General features: G+C 73.6%; 19 protein-coding genes and 1 pseudogene. 8 read left to right on the forward strand and 12 right to left on the reverse strand.

Annotation, left to right across the window (positions count from 1 at the left end; all coding sequences use genetic code 11):
• Positions 1-54: 54 nt before the first annotated feature.
• From AB0L06_RS36905 to pdxH, 3 genes are all read right to left on the reverse strand, one after another.
• Positions 55-753 carry an iron-dependent transcriptional repressor DtxR gene (locus AB0L06_RS36905; RefSeq protein ID WP_500235839.1) on the reverse strand — a complete coding sequence of 233 codons (699 nt, stop codon included), beginning with the start codon at positions 751-753 and terminating at the stop codon, positions 55-57.
• Between the two features lie 126 nt (positions 754-879).
• A complete protein-coding gene (locus AB0L06_RS36910) occupies positions 880-2,241 on the reverse strand; it encodes an MFS transporter (RefSeq protein WP_500235840.1) in 1,362 nt (453 codons plus the stop codon).
• Entirely contained in the window at positions 2,238-2,825 is a 588-nt protein-coding gene (gene pdxH, locus AB0L06_RS36915) for a pyridoxamine 5'-phosphate oxidase (RefSeq protein WP_500235841.1), read from the reverse strand. The genes AB0L06_RS36910 and pdxH overlap by 4 nt, the downstream gene beginning before the upstream one ends.
• A 179-nt stretch (positions 2,826-3,004) precedes the next feature.
• Between pdxH and AB0L06_RS36920 the strand changes: the two genes are divergently transcribed.
• The 3 genes from AB0L06_RS36920 to serC all read left to right on the forward strand — a co-directional run bounded on the left by AB0L06_RS36920 (position 3,005) and on the right by serC (position 5,863).
• Complete coding sequence (locus AB0L06_RS36920; protein ID WP_500235842.1) at positions 3,005-4,117, forward strand: citrate synthase 2; 1,113 nt, start codon at positions 3,005-3,007, stop codon at positions 4,115-4,117.
• Positions 4,118-4,243: 126 nt separating this feature from the next.
• Positions 4,244-4,633 (forward strand): hypothetical protein, encoded by a 390-nt coding sequence (locus tag AB0L06_RS36925; RefSeq protein WP_500235843.1) that lies wholly within the window; start codon positions 4,244-4,246, stop codon positions 4,631-4,633.
• A 93-nt stretch (positions 4,634-4,726) separates the two neighbouring features.
• Positions 4,727-5,863, forward strand: coding sequence for a phosphoserine transaminase (gene serC, locus AB0L06_RS36930; RefSeq protein WP_500235844.1), 1,137 nt, complete (start codon positions 4,727-4,729; stop codon positions 5,861-5,863).
• Positions 5,864-5,918: 55 nt separating this feature from the next.
• On the opposite strand, the gene AB0L06_RS36935 is transcribed toward serC, so the two are convergent.
• The gene (locus AB0L06_RS36935; RefSeq protein WP_500235845.1) at positions 5,919-6,929 is read right to left on the reverse strand and encodes a class II glutamine amidotransferase; all 1,011 of its coding nucleotides are present in this window, start codon (positions 6,927-6,929) and stop codon (positions 5,919-5,921) included.
• Between the two features lie 125 nt (positions 6,930-7,054).
• On the opposite strand from AB0L06_RS36935, the gene AB0L06_RS36940 reads away from it, so the two are divergent.
• Positions 7,055-8,104 (forward strand): hypothetical protein, encoded by a 1,050-nt coding sequence (locus tag AB0L06_RS36940; RefSeq protein ID WP_500235846.1) that lies wholly within the window; start codon positions 7,055-7,057, stop codon positions 8,102-8,104.
• 96 nt (positions 8,105-8,200) lie between these two features.
• The gene (locus tag AB0L06_RS36945; RefSeq protein WP_500235864.1) at positions 8,201-10,438 is read left to right on the forward strand and encodes a hypothetical protein; all 2,238 of its coding nucleotides are present in this window, start codon (positions 8,201-8,203) and stop codon (positions 10,436-10,438) included.
• Here the strand turns inward: AB0L06_RS36945 and thpR are convergent.
• The 3 genes from thpR to AB0L06_RS36960 form a co-directional block, all read right to left on the reverse strand.
• The gene (thpR, locus tag AB0L06_RS36950) at positions 10,435-11,082 is read right to left on the reverse strand and encodes an RNA 2',3'-cyclic phosphodiesterase (protein ID WP_500235847.1); all 648 of its coding nucleotides are present in this window, start codon (positions 11,080-11,082) and stop codon (positions 10,435-10,437) included. The genes AB0L06_RS36945 and thpR overlap by 4 nt on opposite strands.
• 81 nt (positions 11,083-11,163) lie before the next feature.
• Positions 11,164-12,552, reverse strand: a complete 1,389-nt coding sequence (locus tag AB0L06_RS36955; RefSeq protein WP_500235849.1) for an MFS transporter — start codon at positions 12,550-12,552, stop codon at positions 11,164-11,166.
• 113 nt (positions 12,553-12,665) lie between these two features.
• Positions 12,666-13,109 carry a MarR family transcriptional regulator gene (locus AB0L06_RS36960; protein ID WP_500235850.1) on the reverse strand — a complete coding sequence of 148 codons (444 nt, stop codon included), beginning with the start codon at positions 13,107-13,109 and terminating at the stop codon, positions 12,666-12,668.
• A gap of 109 nt (positions 13,110-13,218) precedes the next feature.
• On the opposite strand from AB0L06_RS36960, the gene AB0L06_RS36965 reads away from it, so the two are divergent.
• Entirely contained in the window at positions 13,219-13,473 is a 255-nt protein-coding gene (locus tag AB0L06_RS36965; protein WP_500235851.1) for a DUF2530 domain-containing protein, read from the forward strand.
• Between the two features lie 133 nt (positions 13,474-13,606).
• Here the strand turns inward: AB0L06_RS36965 and AB0L06_RS36970 are convergent, their stop codons facing one another.
• The 4 genes and pseudogenes from AB0L06_RS36970 to AB0L06_RS36985 all read right to left on the reverse strand — a co-directional run bounded on the left by AB0L06_RS36970 (position 13,607) and on the right by AB0L06_RS36985 (position 19,303).
• On the reverse strand, positions 13,607-16,531 hold the full coding sequence (locus AB0L06_RS36970) for a sacsin N-terminal ATP-binding-like domain-containing protein (RefSeq protein ID WP_500235852.1): 2,925 nt from the start codon (positions 16,529-16,531) through the stop codon (positions 13,607-13,609).
• A 289-nt stretch (positions 16,532-16,820) separates the two neighbouring features.
• Positions 16,821-17,558, reverse strand: a pseudogene (locus tag AB0L06_RS36975) (DUF3027 domain-containing protein); the annotation flags it as partial.
• Positions 17,559-18,106: 548 nt separating this feature from the next.
• Positions 18,107-18,505, reverse strand: coding sequence for a cold-shock protein (locus AB0L06_RS36980; protein ID WP_500235853.1), 399 nt, complete (start codon positions 18,503-18,505; stop codon positions 18,107-18,109).
• A gap of 108 nt (positions 18,506-18,613) precedes the next feature.
• Entirely contained in the window at positions 18,614-19,303 is a 690-nt protein-coding gene (locus tag AB0L06_RS36985) for an HAD family hydrolase (RefSeq protein ID WP_500235854.1), read from the reverse strand.
• A gap of 344 nt (positions 19,304-19,647) precedes the next feature.
• Between AB0L06_RS36985 and AB0L06_RS36990 the strand changes: the two genes are divergently transcribed.
• Positions 19,648-20,052: a hypothetical protein gene (locus AB0L06_RS36990; protein ID WP_500235855.1), complete on the forward strand. Its 405-nt coding sequence runs from the start codon at positions 19,648-19,650 to the stop codon at positions 20,050-20,052.
• A 15-nt stretch (positions 20,053-20,067) separates the two neighbouring features.
• Here AB0L06_RS36990 and AB0L06_RS36995 read toward each other — a convergent pair whose 3' ends face one another.
• Positions 20,068-20,604, reverse strand: coding sequence for a GNAT family N-acetyltransferase (locus AB0L06_RS36995; RefSeq protein WP_500235856.1), 537 nt, complete (start codon positions 20,602-20,604; stop codon positions 20,068-20,070).
• A 177-nt stretch (positions 20,605-20,781) separates the two neighbouring features.
• Here AB0L06_RS36995 and AB0L06_RS37000 point away from each other — a divergent pair, with 177 nt between their 5' ends.
• The gene (locus AB0L06_RS37000) at positions 20,782-21,402 is read left to right on the forward strand and encodes a TetR/AcrR family transcriptional regulator (protein WP_500235857.1); all 621 of its coding nucleotides are present in this window, start codon (positions 20,782-20,784) and stop codon (positions 21,400-21,402) included.
• The last annotated feature ends 9 nt before the right edge of the window (positions 21,403-21,411 follow it).

The following is a 21,411-nucleotide window of genomic DNA, read 5'->3' on the forward strand; positions in this document are numbered from 1 at the left end:
GACGGAACGGAGATCTTTGGTGTGGCTCCGCCCATGGGGGCATGGGCCGCGCCGTCAGCGGCGGCTGACGAACACGTGTCCGGCGATGTCGGCCGGCAGGTCGGTCTCCGGGCCGTCGGTCTCGTCGTCACAGACCACCCGCACCCCGTCGTCGGTCGTCCGAAGAGTCACCTCTCGTCCCGGTTGTATCCCGATCTGCTTGAGTCTAAGCATCAGATCGCTGTCACTCTGCACCTGTTCGGAAATACGCCGAACAATCGCTTTTGTCCCGGATTCCGTGGCCGCCGCCGCCATCGGGAGGACGGGCGGCTCGTCGACCTCGGCGCGGCCGCCGAGATCGGAGAGTCCGGGGATCGGGTTGCCGTGCGGGCAGACGGTCGGATTGTCGAGCAGCGCGACCAGCCGGCGCTCGACCTCCTCGCTCATCACGTGCTCCCAGCGGCACGCCTCGATGTGGACGTCCTCCCAGGGCAGGCCGATCACGTTCACCAGCAGGCATTCGGCCAGCCGGTGCTTGCGCATCACCGACACCGCCAGGCTCCGGCCGGAGTCGGTCAGTTCCAGGTGCCGGTCCCCCTCGACCCTGAGCAGGCCGTCCCGCTCCATGCGGGCGACCGTCTGGCTCACCGTCGGGCCGCTCTGCGAGAGGCGCTCGGCGATGCGCGCGCGGAGAGGGACGATCCCCTCCTCTTCGAGCTCGAACACCGTCCGGAGGTACATCTCCGTAGTGTCGATCAGGCCGTGTGAGGTCACGAGCTCCCTCCAGTGTTGTGACCATCGAGTCTACTTGCTGCGGCCGGTCACGGCCGGGGCGAAGCAAGATCGGATCTTCGTCCCCGGGCCGGGGCGCCCGTCGGGGCCCGGCCCGGGGACGAGGGTTCAGCCGCGTGTGTCGTAGGTCATCAGCGACGGGACGGCCAGTCCGACGATCACCACGAGGACGGCGCAGACCAGCCCGCCGCCGACCCACGAGGTGCCCGCGCCCGCGACGGACGCCACGGCCCCCGCGCGCAGGTCGCCCAGCCTCGGCCCGCCCGCGACGACCACGGTGAACACGCCCTGGAGGCGGCCGCGCATCTCGTCCGGCGCGTACGTCTGCAAGATCGACTGCCGGAACACCGAGGACACCAGGTCGGCCGCGCCGCCCACGGCGAGCAGCAGGAACGCCAGCCAGAGCGCGTGCGCGAGCCCGGCGGCGGCGACCGCGACGCCCCAGACCGCGATGGCCGCGACCAGCGCCACGCCCTGCCGGTGGATCCGGCCGATCCAGCCGGACACCAGGCCGCCCAGCAGCGCCCCGAACCCGATCGCGGCGACCAGCCAGCCGACCGCGCCCTCACTGCCGAACCGGGTCTCGGCCATCTCCGGGAACAGCGCGCGCGGCATCGCGACGACCATCGCGATCAGGTCCACGACGAACGACATCAGCAGGACGGGCTGGGTGACGATGAAGCGCAGGCCGTCCACCACCGAGCGCAGCCCGAGCGCGCCCCCGCCGCCGAGCGGCGGGATCGAGGGCAGCCGCACCGCCGCGTACAGGCCGACGGTGAACAGGACGGCGTCCAGCGCGTAGGCCGCCGAGTAGTTCCAGTGCGTCAGGATCAGCCCGGCGAGCAGCGGCCCGCACAGCGTCCCCACGGTCTGGACGGTGAAGTTCAGCGTGTTGGCCGCGGGCACGAGCGGCTCGTCCACGAGCCGGGGGATGATCGCGCCGCGGGTCGGCGACGACACCGCGAACCCGACCGACTGGACCGCGACCGCCGCCAGGATCAGCGCCATGCTGTCGGCGTGCAGCAGCGCCTGGAGCATCAGCACCAGCGTCGCCGTCCAGGACACCAGGGACGCCATGAGCAGCAGCCGCCGCCGGTCCATGTGGTCGGCGACCGCGCCGCCCCACAGCCCGAAGACGATCAGCGGGACGAGGTTGGCGATGCCCAGCACGCCCACCCACAGCGACGAGTGGGTCATGCCCCACACCTGGACGGGCACGGCGACCGAGGTCACCTGGAACCCGACGAACGACACGCCCTGCCCGAGCCAGAGCCGACGGTAGGCGGGATGGGCGAGGGGACGCGTGTCGATCGCGATCCGCCGCCACCCCGAGGTGCCCGGCTGCTCGCCGGATCCCGCGCCGGCGGATGCGCCCTCGGCTCTCTCGGGTTCGGCGGGCTCGTCCTGTGCCGGGGTGGTCTCGGGGGTCGGTTCCTGGGGTTGGACCTGTTGTTGTTCGGGGGAGCTCACGGGGAGAGTCTCTCGACCTTCCATTCGCCGCCTTCACGGCGGTACCTGATTCTGTCGTGCAGCCGGTTCGGGCGTCCCTGCCAGAACTCGACCACCTCCGGGACGACGAGGTAGCCGCCCCAGAAGTCGGGGAGCGGCACGCCGTCCGGCCACTCGTCCGTCAGCGCCGCGTACCGCTCCTCGATCTCCGCCCGGCCCTCGACCACCGCCGACTGGTGGCTCGCCCACGCCCCGATCCGGGACCCGTGCGGGCGGCTGACGAAGTACTCGAGGACGTCCTCGCGGGACAGCTCCGTCACCGTCCCCTCCACCCGGACCTGCCGGTACATCGGGTGCCAGGGGAAGACGAGGGCCGCGCGCGGGTTCGCCGCGAGTTCGCGTCCCTTGCGGGATTCGAGGTTGGTGAAGAACCGGAAGCCGTCCGGGCCGAAGCCCTTCAGCAGGACGGTCCGCGCGGACGGCACGCCGTCCGGTGTCGCGGTCGCGACGATCATCGCGTTGGGCTCTGGAAGCCCCACGGCGGCGGCGGCCGAGAACCACTCCGCGAACAGCGGAAGCGGCTCGGCGGGGAGGCCCTCCTCCACCAACTCTCCGCCTGCGTAGGATTCCCGGAGCCGTGCGGGATCGGGCGCACTCACATCGTTCGAGCCTCTCACCTGGGCATTGTGCAACTCACAGGGGCCTGGGTACTAGCCAGTAGGGCGGACAGGGTTCAATGGCACGGCACCGCCTTATCACTCATGGGGACGAAAGGCAGGACGACATGTCCGACTTCAAACCCGGTCTTGAGGGGGTCGTCGCCTTCGAGACCGAGATCGCCGAACCGGATAAAGAGGGCGGCGCCCTCCGTTATCGGGGCGTCGACATCGAGGAACTCGTCGGGCGCGTCTCCTTCGGCGACACCTGGGGCCTCCTGGTCGACGACGCCTTCGACCCGGGCCTGACCCCGGCCCCGGCGCTGGCGCTGCCGGTCGTCTCCGGCGACGTCCGCGTGGACGCCCAGGCCGGCCTGCCGGCCCTCGCGCCGCGCTACGGCCTCAAGCCGCTGCTCGACATCTCCGACGAGCAGGCCCGCGCCGACCTGGCGCTGGTATCGGCGAACGCGCTGTCCTTCGTCGCGCAGTCCGCGCGTGGAGTGGGAGTACCGGTCGTCCCGCAGTCCCGTGTGGACGAGGCGAAGACGATCACCGAGCGGTTCATGATCCAGTGGCGCGGTGAGCCCGACCCGCGGCACGTCCAGGCCATCGACGCCTACTGGGTCTCCGCCGCCGAGCACGGCATGAACGCCTCCACCTTCACCGCCCGCGTCATCGCCTCCACCGGCGCGGACGTGGCCGCGTCCATCTCGGGCGCGATCGGCGCGATGTCCGGCCCGCTGCACGGCGGCGCCCCGGCGCGCGTACTGCCGATGATCGAGCAGGTCGAGCAGCTCGGCGACGCCCGCCGCGTGGTCGAGGGCATCCTCGACTCGGGCGAGCGGCTGATGGGCTTCGGCCACCGCGTCTACCGCGCCGAGGACCCGCGCGCCCGCGTGCTGCGCCGCACGGCCAAGGAGCTGAACGCGCCGCGCTACGAGGCCGCCAAGTCGCTGGAGGACGCCGCCCTGGCCGTGCTCCGCGAGCGCCGTCCGGACCGCGCGATCGAGACCAACGTCGAGTTCTGGGCCGCGGTCATCCTGGACTTCGCCGAGGTCCCGACCGCGATGATGCCCGCGATGTTCACCTGCGGACGCACCGCCGGCTGGGCCGCGCACATCCTGGAGCAGAAGCGCACCGGCCGCCTGGTCCGCCCCTCGGCCCGCTACACCGGCCCGGGCACCCGCTCGATCAGCGACGTGGCCGGCTCCGCGGACGCCCTCAAGCGCTACACGGCCTGACCCTCCGCCGCCGCCCTCGGGCGTGACCGGTAGTACGACCTGGCCGGTTGTACGACCTGGCCGGTCGCACGACACGTGAGGCCCCTGGTTCTCCAGGGGCCTTGTTCGTGCCTACGCTCGTCCTCCATGGACGACGAACCCCTCGAAGGTGACATCGGCCCGTCCGCGCCCGTCCTCCGGGACGCGCCCGGCGCGAACACCGCGAACACCGCGGACGAGCCGCGTGCCGGCGCGTCGTCCGGCGGGCGTGCGGCGGTCGCCACCGAGCTGCGGCGGCTGGAGGACGAACGCGAGGAGCGCCGGCGCCGCACGAACGCGGCCGCCGGACGCGTCGCGTTCTGGCTCCTGTCGCTCTTCCTGGCGTTCCTGGCCTACGACTCGGCCCGGACGGCGCACGAGGCGCGGCAGCGCGGCGACGACTGGGTGTACCCGCCCGCCGTGAACGCCGGGCTGTGCGTCCTCGGCGTCCTGCTCCTGGTCGCCCTGGCCCTCCGGCGCCGCCGCCGGAGCCGCTGACGGACGGCCGATCGCGCTCCGGCACAGGTGAGAAGCGTCTCGGCATGTGGTCCGACCGGCGATCTTGGGAGGACGGTCGGTAACCTTCGTCGGGTGACCGAGAGCGCGAATCCTTCCCTTGTCATCCCCGCCGACCTGAAGCCCGCCGACGGCCGGTTCGGCTGCGGGCCGTCCAAGGTCCGTCCCGAGCAGCTCGCCGCCCTCGCCGAGTCCGGCGACACCTACTTCGGCACCTCGCACCGGCAGAAGCCGGTGAAGTCCCTGGTCGGGCGCGTCCGCGCGGGCCTGTCCGAGCTGTTCTCGCTGCCGGACGGCTACGAGGTGCTGCTCAGCAACGGCGGCACCACCTGCTTCTGGGACGCGGCCGCCTTCGGCCTTGTCCGGAACCGGTCGCAGCACCTGGCGTTCGGTGAGTTCTCCAGCAAGTTCGCCAAGGTCACCAAGGGCGCGCCCTGGCTGGACGACCCGTCGGTGATCTCCGCCGACCCGGGATCCCACCCCACGGCCCGCGCCGAGGACGGGATCGACGTCTACGCCCTCACCCACAACGAGACGTCCACCGGCGTCGCGATGCCGATCGCGCGCCCCGCGGGCACCTCGGCCGACGAGGCGCTCGTCCTCGTGGACGCCACGTCCGGCGCGGGCGGCCTGCCCGTGGACGTCAGCGAGACCGACGTCTACTACTTCGCGCCGCAGAAGTGCTTCGCGGCCGACGGCGGCCTCTGGCTCGCCCTCGCCTCCCCGGCGGCGCTGGCCCGCATCGAGGAGATCGCCGCGTCCGACCGGTACATCCCGGAGTTCTTCAACCTGAAGACGGTCGTGGACAACTCCGCCAAGGACCAGACCTACAACACGCCCGCCGTCGCCACCCTGCTGCTCCTCGCCGAGCAGATCGAGTGGATGAACGGCAACGGCGGCCTGGCCTGGACCACCGCCCGCACCGCCGACTCGTCCCAGCGCCTCTACACCTGGGCCGAGAAGACCTCCTACACCAAGCCGTTCGTCGCCGACCCGGCCCAGCGCTCGCAGGTCGTCGGCACGATCGACTTCACCGACGAGGTCGACGCCGCGGCCGTCGCCAAGACGCTGCGCGCCAACGGCATCGTGGACACCGAGCCCTACCGCAAGCTGGGCAAGAACCAGCTGCGCATCGGCATGTTCCCGGCCATCGACCCGGCCGACGTCGAGGCCCTCACGAACTGCATCGAGTACGTCGTCGAGCACCTCTGACCTGACGGCTGAAAGGGCGGACACGAGTGCGTGTCCGCCCTTTCGGCTTTCCGGGTCAGGCGACGGTGGCGGGTGGGGTGGTGGTGCGGCCGCCGGGAGTGGACGGAAGGAGAGGGGCGACGCGGTGCCGGAGGGTGGCACGGTCGCGGGCGGCGTCGGACGGGGTGAAGCCGGTCCAGACGCGGTCGTCGAGGTCGTAGGCGCGGGCCGTGGGGGTGAAGCCCGCGCCGGTGAGGACCTCGGGGCGGGCGCCCGGGTAGGGCGGGCCGAGGCGCAGGTAGGTGCCCTCGCGGAGCATGACGATGGTCGCGAAGCGGACGCTGGTGTGGCGTTCGGCGAGCCGGAACCACTTGGGGTTGGACGCCCAGTAGAGGTTCTGCTCGTCGTCGACGGCGACCGAGAGGGGGCTGCAGGCGGCGCGGGCGAGGTGGACGATCTCGGGGCGGCCCCGGTCGACCCAGGCGAGGGCGGCGCGTCCGACCAGGGCGGTGAGGACGGCCAGAACGTCGGGCACGGACGTCCGGCCCGCCAGGATCTGGAAGATCGGCTCGGAGTCGGTGCCGCCGGTCGCGCCGGGCGGGGCGAAGCGGGCACGGAGGGCCCCGGCCTCGATGTCGCCGTTGTGGGTGGCGACGATCCCGGCGGCGCGCGCGGCGTGCGGGCCGGCGGCGCCCGCGCCCCCGATGACCAGCGGGCTGGCGTTGTCGAGGGAGTGCGGGGTGCCCTGTGTGGCCCAGCGGGTGTGGCCGAGGACGACGGGCGCGCCGTCCAGCTCCTCGAGCAGGCCCGGGCGCCAGACGCCGGAGAACGTGCCGCGGCCCTTGACCACGTGGCAGCCGTCGTGGACGAGGTCGCTGCCCCGGTCGTCCGCCACGCCCGCGAGCGGGGCGGCGTCCCGTCCGGCGGGAAGGCCCGTCAGCAGGGCCAGGCCGGCCGAGTCGGTGCCGCGTTCCTCGGCGAGCGTCCCCAGGGTGACCACGACGTCCGAGGCGCGTTCCGGATGGGACGCGCCGGGCGCGCGCAGCAGCCCGAACAATCCGCACATGCTCGATGAGACGTATCTCATGACCGGCCGGTTCGAGCCCGCTCCGGGGCCGAATAAGCTCGGAACGTGAACCGCGCGCCCCGATGGCTGCTCCCGACCGTGCTGACCGCGCTCGTGCTCGCCGTGGTCGTCGGCTCCGTGCTGCGTTGAGCCGGGTCGCCGCGTCGGCCCTGGCGCTCGCCGTCGCGGCCGCGTTCTGGCCGCTTCCGGCCACCGCCGCCCCGTCCCCCTCTCCCGCTCCGTCCGGTTCGGCGGGAACACCCGGGGCACGGGTCGCGTTCAAGATCGACGATGAGCGGATCCTGGAGTCCAGCGGGCTGGCGGCCAGCGCCGCGCACCCCGGCGTCGTCTACACCCACAACGACTCCGGCGGCACCGCGCAGATCTTCGCGATCGGGCCGGACGGCGGCGTGCGGGCCGTGCTGACCCTCGCGGGCGCGAAGAACCGCGACTGGGAGGCCATCGCGATGGGCCGGGACGACCGGGGCCGTCCGGCGATCTTCGTCGCGGACATCGGCGACAACCTCGGCGGGGCCTGGCCCTACACGACCGTGTACCGGATCACCGAGCCGGACGTCCTGCGGAGTCAGACCGTCGAGGCGACCGCGTTCCGGTTCAAGTACGACGGCGGCCCGCGCAACGCCGAGACGCTCATGATCGACCCGCGGACGAACCGGCTCTACGTCGCGAGCAAGCTGTTCACCGGCGCGCTCTACGAGGCGCCCGCCAAGCTCTCCACCAGCGGGTTCAACAGGCTTCGCAAGATCGGCGATGCTCCGCCCTTCGCCACGGACGGCGCGTTCGCCCCGGACGGGCGGAACTTCGTCATCCGCACCTACTTCGGCGCGCGCGTCTACGAGATGAGGCCGGACGGCACCCCCGGCGACTCCCACTCGATCCCGCTGCCGCCACAGGAGCAGGGCGAGTCGCTCACCTTCACGCCGGACGGATCGTCCCTGCTGGTGGGCTCCGAGGGCGAGGCGCAGGCGGTGTTCCAGGTCCCGCTGACCGGCGCGGACGCCGTCACCGGCGTGTCCCCGCCGCCCGACCCGAAGGGTCTGGCCGGCACGCCACCGGGGAAAGACGATCATGACCGGGGCCATCTCAAGCACACCGGCGGACGGCGGATCGCGCTGATCCTGGTCCTGGGGATCGCCGGGCTCGTCGGATACGGACTGGTCCGGCGCCGACGCTGACCCCGGGCCGAGAACCCTCGCAAAACCCCTGATGACCGTCAGAACGGCCAGCGGATGGCAAAAGGAGGCTACGTGCCCGGCGGTTCCCGCGAGAGGATGCGGACTGTGGAACATGAGCTGGTCGGCCTGCACGGGTTCGGCGGCCGGTTTCGCCCGGTCGCGCCGGGGCCGTTCGTCCTGCTGACGGTGGCGGCGGCGCTCGCGCCGGTGCGTCCTGGCTGGTTGTGGGCGGCGCTGGTGCTCGCCATGGCCGCGGGGCCGTGGCTGGCGGGCGCGGTCGCGGCCGTCCTGCCGTGGGCGGCGCGGCACCGCGACCCGGCCTACTGGCGGCTGTCCGAGCGCGGCCTCGAGCGGATCGGCCCGGACGGCGCCGTCCTGTCCCGCTACGAAAGCGACCGGATCGAGGGCCTGGGCGTCACCACCGCGGACGGCGTGCTCGTCGTCCAGCACAAGTTCGGCACCGCCTCGATCGGCCCGCTGCCGCACCTCGGCCTGGAGCCGCTGGCGCTGTTCGTGACCGCGCGGCGGCTCGGCATCCCGGTGCGGCTGGTGCACGGCGAGGTCTCCGACCTGCTCGATCCCGCGCTGGACGAGCCGGGCCGTCCCCCCGGCGAGGATCCCGGGGACGACGACGCCGAGCTGGTCATCCCGCTCGGCCCCACCCGCGACCTGGCGGCCGAGCGGCGGCTGCTCGACCAGGAGGCCGCACTGCTCGCCGCGGCCCACGAGGACGACGCCGAGACCGCGCCCCCGGCGGCCGGGCCGGCCGTGCTGACGTCCGCCGAGCCGGTGCCGTCCCGCCGCCGCGTCCTGCTGCTGGGCTGGCTCTCCGGCGCGCTCGGCGCGGTCATGGTGCTGCGGCTGGCGATCGACGGGTCCGCCGGGTTCGGCGTCCGGGTCGCGGCCGCCTGCTGGGTGCTGGCGTCGCTGACCGCCGTCCACGCGTCCCGCCGCCGGTCCGTGGCGTCCAGGCGGACGGTCTGGACGATCGACCGCGACGTCATCGAGGTCTCGCGCCGTCCGCGCCGCGCGCGCACGCGTCGCCCCCACCGCGCCGCCAAGGCCCTCGCGGCGTCCTGGACGTCCCAGGCGGAGGCCCCTTCGGCCGAAGCCCGCGTGAGCGCGCCGAACGCTGAGGAACGCGGTGTGGTCCCGACACGCGGGGCCCTGAGCGTCCCGGCCTCGGAGATCGCCGCGCTCGTCCTCGGGCCGGGCCTGCGCGCCGACTCGCTCACCGGGAAGCCCCGGCGCAGCGAACTGTCCGTCCTGGCGTTCGACCACCGGCTGCGGCTGATCGCGCGGCTGCCCGCGCACGGCCTGGACGCCTTCCAGCTCGCGCACGCCCTCGCCGACCGCGGCTACCGCGTCGTCTCGCCGGGCGCACGCGCCCCGCGCTCCCCCGAGTACGGCCTCGAAGGGCTGCCGGAGATCTTCGCGCGGGTGCCCGGCGGACGGCTGGTCGTCGAGGACGGCGGGCTCGGCTGGGCCGACGCCACCGGCGAGGTCGTCCTGCGAATGCCGGAGGACCGGCTCGGCGGAATCGAGCTGCTCACCATCGCCGGGCACGCCTGGGTCCGGCTCTACGACTCCGACGGGGACGAGTTCTTCGCCGCGCCGCTGTCGGCGCTGCGGATCTCGCGCACCGACCTGCGCGAGTCCGCCCGCCGCGAGGGCCTGCCCGTGAACGACGCCGAGTACGACGCGTACCTGAACGCCGCGTTCCACTCGGCGGTGGGCACGCTGACCCTCCCCGCGAGCGCGGGCGACCTCGAGACCGGCGCCACACCCGCCCTGACCTCGGGTGTCGAGCCCGGGACGGTCCAGGGCGAGCCCGCCGTGCCGACCCCCGCCGACGCGCCCGGCGTCCTGCTGGACGCGACGCGCCGGTCCCGGCTCGGCACCTACGGGATGAGCCTGCTGCTCGCGGAGATCGTCGCGATCGTCGGGGCCGCCTGGCTCGGCCCGGACCTCGGCGGCTTCGTCACCACGGCGAGCTGGTCCGTCCCGGCGGGGCTGCTGGTCGGGGTGGGCGGCTACTGGCTGCACGACCGCGACCGGCCGCGCCTGCGGGTGTCCCCGGCGGGGCTAGCCGTCGTCACGCGGCGCGGACGCGTCCGCTGGGAGCTGGGGCGCGACCGTGTGGCGGGCGTCGGCATCGACGACGCCGCCGAGCGCATGCCCCGCCTGGTGGTGTGGAGCCCGACCGGACGCGTCCTGCGCCAGGTCACCTTCCCGCCCGACCTGGCCGAGCTGCGCCGCGCCTGCGAGCGCTACGGCCTCCCCTGGGGCCCGCCGGACGCCGACCGCCCCACGCCCCCGCCGCCGGAGCTCTAGCCGCCCGACTCCGAGGCCCGGGGCTCCGGCTCCCCGGGCTCCGCATCCGCGGGCTCCGAATCCCCGGAGCCCGGACGCGGCGCCCGCAGGGGCCAGGACTCCAGCGGCTCGTACTCGACCAGCGTGCGCCCCTTGGCGGGCAGCCGGCTCTGGACGAGGTGGACGGTCTCGGCCGTCCACGGCCGGCCGGCGAACGAGGACATCGGCTCCAGCAGCGGCCGGACGTCCACGGGGTTGCGGCTGCGGGCGAGCGTGAGGTGCGGGCGGAACGTGCTGTGACGGTCCGGCGTGGTTCCGGCGCGGCGTCCGGCGGCGGCCGCCGAGGAGGCGAGCGTCGCGAGATCGCGGCGGTCGCCGTAGAGGCCCGTCCACAGCACGCGCGCGTGGGCGCCGCCGTCCGGGAAGGCCCCGCCGCCCGCCAGCGACAGCGACAGCCGGTCGTGGCGCGCGGCGGCGCGCTCCAGCCGGGGCAGGAGCTTCTCGACGGTCCGGTCGTCGACGTCACCGAAGAACGCGAGCGTGACGTGCAGCAGCTCGCGGCGCGTCCAGCGCAGCTCCGGCACGATCCCCCGCAGCGGCGCGACGAACGCCTCCAGCTCGTCCAGGACGTCCTGCGGAGGCAACAGCGCGACGAACAACCTCATGCGTACGTCCGGGGTGCCACGTCCGTCAGCCTCTCAGCCCGGACCGTCGTTGTCACGTGAAATGCCCTCCCACGTGCGATGTCAGCGTCCCGCGGTCGCCTCGATCAGCTTGGTGAGCCGCGGCCGGATCTCCGCGCGCGGCACGGCCACGGCCGCGACGACCAGCGTGGCGACCAGGGCCACGAGCCCGCCGACGACGACGGTGGCGCGCGGGCCGAACATCTGCGACATCCAGCCGACCATCGGCGCGCCCAGCGGGTTGGTGCCGAGGAAGACCAGCATGTAGAGGCCCATGACACGGCCGCGCATCTCGGGCTCGACGCCCAGCTGCATGGTCGCGTTCGCCGCGGTCGTGAAGGTCATCATCGCGATCCCGGCGGGCACCAGGGACAGCACGTAGGCCCAGAAGGTCGGCATCAGCCCGCCGACCGTGACGAGGGCCGCGAAGACCGCCGCCGCGCCGATCAGCATCCGGAACCGCGGCCGGGCCGCGCGGCGGGCCGCCAGCAGCGCCCCGGTGAGCGCGCCGACCGCCATCATCGTGGACGCCAGCCCGAACGTGGACGCCCCGGAGTGGAACACCTGTCGGGAGATCAGCGCGACCGTGATCTGGAAGTTCATCGCGAACATCGACACGACCCCGATGAGGACGAGCACCAGCATCAGGTCGGCCCGTCCGCGCACGTAACGCAGACCCTCGCGCAGCTGGCCCTTGGCCCGCGCGACGGGCTCCACGGTGTTCAGCTCGTCCGTCCGCATCAGGTTCAGGCTGAGCAGGACGGCCCCGAACGAGGCCGCGTTGACGAAGAACACCGGGCCGGTGCCGATCGCCGCGATCAGCACTCCGGCGACCGCGGGCCCGATGAGCCGGGCGCCGTTGAACGTGGCGCTGTTCAGGGCGATCGCGTTGGGCAGGTCCTCGCGTCCGACCATCTCGACCACGAACGCCTGCCGGGTCGGGTTGTCCACGACGGTCGCGAGGCCGAGCAGGAACGCCAGCACGTAGACGTGCCAGACCTGTGCCGTCCCGGTGACGGCGAGCACCCCGAGGACCAGGGCCAGCAGCCCCATCGCGGTCTGGGTGAGCATCAGGACGCGCTGCTTCGGATACCGGTCGGCGATCACGCCGCCCCACAGACCGAACAGCAGCAGCGGCAGGAACTGGAGTCCGGTCGTGATCCCGAGGGCGGTGCCGCCCGCGCCGTGCGCCAGTTCCAGGACGAGCCAGTCCTGGGCCACCCGCTGCATCCAGGTGCCGGTGTTGGACACGACCTGCCCGCCGGCGTACAGCCGGTAGTTCTTGTTCCGCAGCGACCGGAACATGCCGTTCCTGGCCTCGCCCTCCTCACCGGGCCTCTCGACCGGCCCGGTCTCGATCTCCACTTCAGAGGTCTTCGTCGTCTTCGTCGTCGTGCTCGTTGTCGTGTTCGTCGTCTCCGTCGCCGATCCGGTCCCGAGGGCCACCCCCACGCAGACACACCTCCGCCGCCACCACCAAAGTCTTTTACATTGCTAACGATATGCCGGTGACCGGTATTCCGCCATACGGGCGAGAGGTGGTGATACGCGGGGAAATAGGGGCGTCAGGAGCGGCTGAGCCTGTCCAGCACGGGCGCGGCCCGGTGCAGGATGTCGCGCTCCTCGTCGGAAAGCTCGTTGAGCCGGCGCGCGAGCCACTGCTCCTTGCGCCGCCGCTCCTCGGCGAGCAGGGCGTGTCCGGCCTCGGTCGGGACCAGGACGGCCTGCCGCCCGTCCGTCGGGTGCGGGGTGCGCTCCAGCAGGCCCTGGTCCTCCAGGAACGCGATCACCCGGGTCATCGACGGCGGCTGGACCTTCTCATGGTCGGCGAGCTCGCGCGGCGTCATGGAACCGTGCCGGGCCAACGCGGCGAGGGCGGCGAACTGGGTGAGGGTGAGCGGCGGCCGGGCGTCCTCGGGACGGGCCGGACGCAGGGTGCGCAGCCGCCGGGAGAGTCGCGCGACGGAGATGCGCAGCTCCTCGGCCAGGCCGGGAGTGGTGGTGTCCAACGGTCAGATGCCCTTCCCTGCTGTCCCTGTTTCCATCGTCCCACGTCGGCGCCCGTTTCGAACCGGGGGCGGCGGTCCGGCCGGGGCCTTCTGCGCTTAGGCTGAACGCATGAGCCGTCCGCGCCGCCCCGATCCGCAGCCGCTCGCGACCAATGACGTCCACATCGCGATCGCCGGGACGGTCGCCTGGGCGGTCGCGCTGGTCGTGCTGCTGCTCGTCGGCCTCCCGTCGGACGAACGCTGGTGGCTGTGGGTGTGCGCCGTCGGCACCGGCATCGGCCTCTTCGCCGTCTGGTACGTCCCGCGCCTCCAGGCGTCCCGGGCCCGGCTCGCCGCCGAACGCGCCGCCAAGCACGGCTCCTGACCCCCGCCGGGAACCCCGCTTGGGCGGGATCCTAGATCGCCCGGAGCGCCCTTGCCAGAGGTCTCCGAGGAGAGATCGCCAGGCTCCCCGGAAGCGCCGGGCGGAGACCGTCAGAGGCGCGGAGCGGAGATCGTCAGGATTCCAGGTCGGCTTCGGCCAGGAGGGTCGCGGTGTCCTCCGGGGCGCGCAGGACGGCCTCGGCGAGGTGCCGGTCGGGCCAGGCGCCGGACGTCCAGGCCAGAGCGCGCGCCAGCCCGGACGGCCCGGACGCGTGGACACCGCCGTCGCCCACCCACCACGGGACGTCCACGCCGTCCACGGTCAGCCGATCATGAGCCAGGTAGGTGTCCAGAGCGTCCGGCAGGACGGCCCTGACCGCCTCCGGGACCGCCGCCCGCGTCCCCGGCCCGGACGGCTCACCGGTGACCTCGTCGCTCGCGCGCGGCAGGTCGAGAAGCTCGGCGAGCGCGCCCGCGCTGCCGGACGCGGCGATCACCAGCGGCTGGCCGGTCAGCAGCGGCAGCAGGTCGGGGCGGTCCAGGACGAGCGCGTCGGCGGCGTCCACGACCTCGACCCGGCCGTCCACGATCGCCCGGACGGCCTCGGGCGGCTCCACGGCGGGCGCGGCCTCGGCGAGGACCGCGGCGGCCAGGGCCGTCCACAGGACGCCGAGGTGCTCGCGGGAGATCACGCGGCCGGGATCGGCCATGCGGTCGAGCAGTTCGGCCGCGCCGCCCGGCTCGTCGAGAAGATCGTCCAGGGTGGTGCGGACGCCCAGCGCGAGCAGGAACCCCTCGTCCAGGGCGTCCGGGGCCTCGTCGTAGAGGCCACTCAGCAGGTCCGAGCCGTCCGGCATGCGGAACTGACCGGGCAGGCGGCCGTCCAGCACGGGATGGCGCCGCAGCCACCACGCCGTATAGGACGGCGCGGTCACCCGGCGGCCGCCGTCCACGCTGATCAGGGCCGGTTCGACGACGGCGGCGCGCAGCGGCGGGCGGGCCAGCAGGCCCAGCGCGGCGGGCCAGTCCTGCACGAGCTCCAGGTCGCGGACGGCGGCGAACTCGGGCACGAGGGGCGGAAGGTCCTGGTCGCCGGTGCGGCGCAGGACGTCCTCGGCCCAGAGGTCCTCGCCGTCCAGGTGGAGGGTGTCGGCGGCGTCGGCGAGACCGATCACGTTGACGTCCTCGGCGCGGACGACCGCCGGACCGGAGAGGACCCCGGCGGCGGCCAGCGCCTCGGCGCCGAACCGCTCCACCAGCTCGGCGGCGACGGTCGCGAACGGCGCGTCCTCGGCCATGATCGTGTGCAGCGGGCTGTCCGGGAGCAGCAGCTCCCCGGCCGCGTAGAGATCGCCGTCGCCCGCGGGCAGCGCCAGGTGCTCCAGCCACGGCTCGTCGCCCGGGTCGAGCCGGGACTCGCGGACCAGCGTCAGCACCGCGTCGGCGATCGCGTCCGGGTCGTCGGCGTCGAAGGACTCCTCGACCGCCGCCCGGACGGCCAGGTCGGCGAGCAGCTGGCGCGGACCCGCCTCGATCGCTCCGAGCCTGGTCAGCAGCCCGTGGACGGCGTCCGGGTGGACGATCCGCAGCCCGAGGGGCTCCAGCGCCGAGGTGTCCCCGGTCGTGATCAGCGTGCCGCGCGGGCCGCGGGCGAGCCGCCCGTCGGCGAGCGGGACGGGCAGCGCGCCGAGACCGTCCGTGGACGCCCCCGACAGCGCCGCGTACAGCGACCTCCACCAGCCCGGCGGCCGTTCGAGGGAGACCAGCGCGTCGACGACGTCGGCCAGCTCCATGCGCCGGACGCCGAGCGCGTCGAGCGCCGTGCTCCGGACCGGCCAGCCCGGCGGCAGCAGGCCGGGCATGACGTCGGCCATGAGCTCGAGGAACGGCGGCGGCGCGTCCACGGCGACGGCGTCCCGGCCTCGCATCGGACCGGGCAGCAGCGGGGTTTCGGGCAGGCGGGCCAGGATCGCGCGGCGCAGCTTCGCGTCCAGCTCCCCGGCCCCGACCGGACCCGGGACGAGCCCGAGCACCTCGGGGCCGACGGGAAGACCGCGCAGAAGATCGACATACGCGTCGGCGGCCCGCTCGACCAGGAAGTCGGTCAGCGGCCCCGGCGCGACGTGCCGCCGGTCGGGGGCGAGCGGGAAGGACGCGATCAGCAGCGCGGGCAGGTCGATCCGCTCGTCCGAGGGCGTCGGCGCGTGCAGCACCGCCGGAACCCCGGCCTTCTCCAGCGACAGGACGCGCCCGGCGCCCGCGGGCAACGCCCAGCGGACCTGCCAGCCGGTGCGCAGCCGCTCCTCGGTGGGACGGTCGGCCAGCAGCTCGGCGGGGATCTCGCCGTGCGCCTCGACCGTCCGCCACTCCCCGAGCCGGACCTCGCGGACGTCCCCGTCCACGTCGATCTCGACGGACTCCAGCGCGGGCAGGGCGAGCAGCAGGGCCGGACCGACCTCGCCGAGCTGCGCCCGGACGCGTTCGACCGCCGTCCCGTCCCGCAGCGGCAGCCGGACGACCGTCGCGAACCCCTCCGGAACCCCGTCCCCGCCTTCGGCGAAGGGCAGCCGCAGCAGCGGCACGTGCCCCGACCGGACGGCCAGCTCCGACGCCAGCTCCGGGACATCCGCGACCAGCGTCCGCGCCCGCTCCAGCGACCACACGACCCCGCCCGAACCGGACAGGATGGACGGCTCGTCGCTGACCGAGACCACGGCCGCGAAGCCGACGCCGAACCGCCCGACGGATCCGGACTCGTCCCGCTTCGCCGAGGCGCGCAGCGTGGACAGGGCCTCCACGCCGTCCGCCGTCAGCGGCGCACCCGTGTTCGCCGCCGTCAGCACGTCCCCGCGCAGCGTGAGCCTCAGCCGCCCGGGAACGCCCGCCCGCAGCGCCGCGTCGGCCGCGTTCTGCGCCAGCTCGACCACGACCCGGTCGCGGTAGCCGCCGAGCGCGAAGTCCTCTTCGGTGTTGGCGTCGGCGCGGAACCGCGCCGGAGACTCCGACCAGGCCCGCAGGACGCGCGCCCGCAGAGCGCCCGTCCCGAACGAATCGTCCACAGCCGCGTCAGTCGTCGCCGCCGGCCTTCTTGCTCTTGGCCGACCTGCTCTTGGCCGTCGTCGTCTTGCTCTTGGCGGTGCCGCTCTTGGCGGTGCCGCTCTTGGCGGTGCCGCTCTTGGCGGTGCTGCTCTTGGCGGTGCCGCGCTTGGTCGTCCTGCCCTTCGCGGCGCCGCGCTTGGCCGGCGCGCGCTTGGCGGGAGCCCTCCTGACCGGGGCCTCCTCGACCACGGTCTCCTCGCCGCCCACGACCTCGGCGACCTCGGCGACGGCCTCGACGTGGGCGCCGTCCTCCGCCTCGGCCTCATCGGTCGAGACGATCTCGAAGTCCAGCTCGTCCAGGACGGGCGGCCCGTGCTCGGACGCCGCCGGGAGGTTCACCGCCTCGGAGTGCGCGCCGCAGCCGTGGTCGGCCGAGACGACGCGGCCGTCGTCGGGCGCGTACCCGTTCGCGCAGACCCCGAACAGCTGCCGCAGCCCGCCCCCGAGCGTCACGTAGAAACCGCAGGTCGCGCACTGCGCGGGCGCGGACGCGGCGATCGGGGCGCGCGGCCCGGCGACGCCGTCGTACCAGCGCTCGGCGGCCTCGCCCCGTCCCTCGGCCGATAGCACGCGGGAACGGCCGAGGCCCAGCTCCCACTGGACCTGCCGCTCGCTCTCGTCGTCGGTGTCGGTGAAGCCCGGCGCGAGCCGCGCGTCGTCCGGCGCGGTCGGCATCAGGTCGCCGGGACCGAGGTCGCCCGGACGCAGCCGCTCCAGCCACGGCACCCAGGCCGGGGCGAGCAGCGCGTCGTCTCCGGGCAGCAGCACGCACTCGTCGACCGTCACCGTCCGGGCGCGGGAGGCGCGGGCGACGGTGACCGACCAGCGCCAGCCCTTGTAACCGGGGTCGAGGCAGGCGAAGTAGTGGGTGACGACGCGCTCGGCCTCGGGGCGCAGCCCCAGGTGGTCACCGACCCGGCCGGGGGCGGCGGTCTCCTCCGCGGCGGCGCGGGCGAGCTCTACCGCCTCGGCGCAGGCGGCGTCGATGGCGGGCGGACGGGTGCGCCGCGTCCCGCCCGCGGCGGAGCCTGCGGCGGCTGCGGCGCCGGACCGGGACCCGGTGGAACGCGCGGTGCTGGACTGACGGGTAGGGCTCACCCTCCAATTCTCGCCCATGGAAGGGCATGGCCGGGCACACGCACGGCCCCCGGAGGGTCAATCGCCGCCCCGCCGGGAACATACCCTCGCCACAGGCCCCCCGATGATCGCCCGCGGCCGGCGAGCACGCCCGGCCGAGATATCCGAATCCGCAGGTCATCCCGCTCAAGGACCACCGGCGGCGCGACCCCGGTGATCTCCCTGCGGACGCGGGTCACACCTCGGCCACAAACTCGGGCGCAGGCACGGGCGAGCCGTCCGGCGACGCCCCGACGCGGCTCCGCGGACGGCTCCGGAGGCACACGTGAAAGGTCCGCGACGGCACCGGCCGCACACGGATCGGAGCCGTCCCAACGCCCGGCGTGTCGCCGCCGACGCTCACCGACCGCGCTCGCGAGCGCGGTCGGGCGGTCGGACGGTCGGGGGGTCGCCTCCGGCTACGGGGCGGACAGGTCGTCGGCCACCGCGCGCAGCACGGTGGCGATCTTCTTGACCTCCGCCGGGGACGGGTGCTTGCCGCGCCGGTAGGTGTTGGAGATGACGTCCAGGAGCTTGATGAGGTCCTCGGTGATCACGACCATCTCGTCCGGCTTCTTGCGCTTCTGCCGGGCGATCGCCTTCTCCACCGAGGGCAGGGTGTCCAGCGCGCGCAACTGGTGCGCCTGCTGGCCGCGCCTGCCCTCGACCACGCCGAACTCCACGCGCTGGCCGGGCTTGAGCGTCGTCACGTCGGCGGGGAGTGCCGAGGAGTGCACGAAGACCTCACCGCCGTCGTCGCGGGTGAGGAAGCCGAATCCCTTGTCGGCGTCGTACCACTTGACCTTGCCAGTGGGCACGGGAACCTCGTCTAGCTCGCTTTTGGTTGGCCCTCAAGATTAGTGCCTCACCGACTGCCGGAGAACACGTCCGGGACGCCGGAAACCCTTGCGGGGCACGGCCCGAAGCTACCGGCGAACGTCCGGGACGGCATCCGAATATCCGTCCGGACACCCTTCCTGATGACCGTTCGGGTTTCGGTCGCCGTAACGGCGGGTCAGCCAATCCGGGAACGCGCGCAGGTCGGGCAGGACGACGTCCGCGCCGTAGTCGGCGAGCGCCGCGGCGTCGAACGAGCCCGTGGCGACGCCGACCGAGGTGATCTCCGCGGCGCGCGCCGCGTCCACGTCACCGAGGTGGTCCCCCACGTACGCGGACGCGCGGTGCTCGCGCAGCGCGGCGCCCTTGTCGGAGCCGAAGACCCCGCCGACCACCGCGTCCGCGGGGAAGGAGAGGTGCCGGACGGTCCGCTCGGTGTCGGCCTGGTTCTTGCCGGACACCACGACGATGCCTCCGCCGAGGGCCCGCACGGCGTCCAGGGCCTCACGCGCCCCGGCCATCAGGACGGTCGCGGGGACCGCGATGTCGGCGTACAGGGCGCGGTACCGGGCCGTCATCTCCGGAACCCGCTCCGGCGGGTACCAGTGGCCGATCTCCACCTCCAGCGGCGGCCCGATCCGCCGGACGACCGCGTCCGTGTCGATGGGGACGCCGGTCTCGTCGGAGAGCGCCCGGTAGACGGCCGCGATCCCCTCCCGCGTGTCGGCCAGGGTCAGGTCGAGGTCGAATCCGATGGCGAACGGCTCTTGGTAAGGCACGCCCCAAAGGGTAAAGGGGAAGGTATGACGGTTCCGCCGGTGGCGGCCGCCGGCCGCCCGCCCCTCCGGCCCGCGCACGCCCCTGCGCGCGAGAGCCGGCCCGCGTGTGCGGACGGCCCCTCGGTCGCGGACGTCCGGAAAACGCGTACCCGCGCTCTCCCGGTAGTGGCGATGCGACGGGATCCGAGTAGGAGAGCGCGGGAGCTGTGTACGCGGCCGATGCTGAACCGGTGCGGTGTTGTGGCGGTGCCTGGTGGAGTTATCCCCGTCACCCCCTGCGCCAACCCCGCCACCAGGGAAAACGCCGGTCTCGAAAGTCCCATGCGCGACCCAAGGAGGGTGCCATGACGCAAGAGCGAGACTCCGCCTCCCGCACCGAGCCCGGCGGGACGTCCCGGACCCGGCGCCTCGGGCCGTCCGGCGGTGGCGGCCACGGCGACGGCGGTGGTGGCATGGCGGCGGCCCGGCAACGCGCCGTCGCCTGGACCGTGATGTTGATCTCGATCGTGACGACCGTGGTCGTGCTGATCCTGGCCGTCCACATCGTCTTCGTGGCCTTCGACGCCAACACCGGCAACACGCTGGTGCACCGGATCAGCGGCTGGGCCGACGACCTCGCCTGGCAGTTCAAGGACGTCTTCCAGCCGAAGAACCACAAGGTCGAGGTGGCCGTCGACTACGGCCTCGCCGCCGTGGTCTACCTGGTGATCGGACGGATCCTGGTCGCCCTCGTCCGCCGGATCCGGTAGGACGCGGCGGAGCGGTCAGAAGGCCTCGAGCGGGGACGACTCGACCAGCTCGGGCGGCCCGCCGTCCGGGTCGAGGATCCGCACGGCCTCGAACGGCCACGACGCGTCCACCCACTGCCGGACGAAGTCGGCCAGTTCCTTGCCGAGCCCCGGGTGGTCCCCGCCGGACCGGACCCAGAACAGCAGGACGGCCTGCGCGCCGTCCTCGGCGTCCCGCTCGGCGGGCAGCACGTGGATGCGGCCGAGCTGGCGCTCCTCGTCCGGGGTGGTCACGATGTAGGTGAACTGGCGGCGGAGCTGCCCCTCCTTCTGCATCCACGCCGCGTCCACCAGGGCCTGCTCGGCGGTCAGGTCCGCATTCGGCCAGCCCCACTCGGCGTGGAAGCGGTCACGCAGCGCGTCCAGGCTGTCCATCACCGCGAAGTAGTCCCGCATGGCGTCGTGCACGGTGATCGGACGGATCCGGAACCCCTGGCCGGCGACCAGCGTGGGGACCACGAAATCCTCGGGCAGGAAGACCGGCCGGCCTCCCGTCCGCGGCGACATCGCCATCGACGACCCTTCCCGGTTCCGGCCCCTCCCGGCGACGGGCGCGAAGCCAACGACTCTAGCCGCAGGCGACCCGGGCGAACCCGTAGATCGGGTTTTCGGGCGCGCGCCGAGCGGGCCTGAGGCATGGCCGCTCCCGGATGCCTTAGCCTTTTCCTACGGATGGGGGAACACACGAACATGACGACTTCCACGCGCGAGCGCATCGTGGCCGAGTCGCTCCGGCTCTTCGCCGACCGGGGCTACGCCGCGACGTCGGTCGCCGAGATCGAGGCCGCGGCGGGCCTGTCGCCCGGCGCGGGCGGGCTGTACCGGCACTTCCGATCCAAGGAGGAGGTGCTCTCTGCCGCGATCCGCGAGCACATCGAGCGCACCCGGCAGCAGGTCAGCGACGTCCTGGACGAGGCCATCCAGTACGAGGGGCGGCCGCTCGAGGTCCGGCTGCGGATGACCTGCCAGGCCGGCCTGGCCAAGATGCGCGAGGAGCAGGACCTCATCCGCGTCCTGTTCCGCGACCTGGACCAGTTCCCCAACCTGGTCGCGGAGATGCGCGAGGGCATCGTCAACCCGCTCTACGACGGCATCGCCACCTGGCTCTCCCAGCAGCCCGAGTTCGCCGACTCCGGCGAGGACTGGGCCGCGATCGCCTCGATCCTCGGCGGCGCGGTGGTGAACTACTGGCTGGCCAACGAGTCGATGTACGAGCCGCCGACCCGGATCGACGAGAAGCGGTTCGTGGCCGGCTGGGCCCGGCTCGGGCTCGGCCTGGTCAACCTGGACCGCACGCCCGCCTCGTCCTGAGGCCGCGTC

Origin of the sequence: Spirillospora sp. NPDC052269, assembly GCF_040679435.1 — a bacterium.
Taxonomy (GTDB): Bacteria; Actinomycetota; Actinomycetes; order Streptosporangiales; family Streptosporangiaceae; genus Spirillospora.

Excerpts from the sequence above, each read along its gene's own strand:
- AB0L06_RS36935 (WP_500235845.1), bottom strand. The coding sequence starts at position 6,929 with ATGAGATACGTCTCATCGAGCATGTGCGGATTGTTCGGGCTGCTGCGC.
- AB0L06_RS36945 (WP_500235864.1), top strand. The coding sequence starts at position 8,201 with ATGCGGACTGTGGAACATGAGCTGGTCGGCCTGCACGGGTTCGGCGGC.
- AB0L06_RS36995 (WP_500235856.1), bottom strand. The coding sequence starts at position 20,604 with ATGGCGATGTCGCCGCGGACGGGAGGCCGGCCGGTCTTCCTGCCCGAG.
- AB0L06_RS36965 (WP_500235851.1), top strand. The coding sequence starts at position 13,219 with ATGAGCCGTCCGCGCCGCCCCGATCCGCAGCCGCTCGCGACCAATGAC.
- thpR (WP_500235847.1), bottom strand. The coding sequence starts at position 11,082 with ATGAGGTTGTTCGTCGCGCTGTTGCCTCCGCAGGACGTCCTGGACGAG.
- AB0L06_RS36920 (WP_500235842.1), top strand. The coding sequence starts at position 3,005 with ATGTCCGACTTCAAACCCGGTCTTGAGGGGGTCGTCGCCTTCGAGACC.
- AB0L06_RS36990 (WP_500235855.1), top strand. The coding sequence starts at position 19,648 with ATGACGCAAGAGCGAGACTCCGCCTCCCGCACCGAGCCCGGCGGGACG.
- AB0L06_RS36925 (WP_500235843.1), top strand. The coding sequence starts at position 4,244 with ATGGACGACGAACCCCTCGAAGGTGACATCGGCCCGTCCGCGCCCGTC.
- AB0L06_RS37000 (WP_500235857.1), top strand. The coding sequence starts at position 20,782 with ATGACGACTTCCACGCGCGAGCGCATCGTGGCCGAGTCGCTCCGGCTC.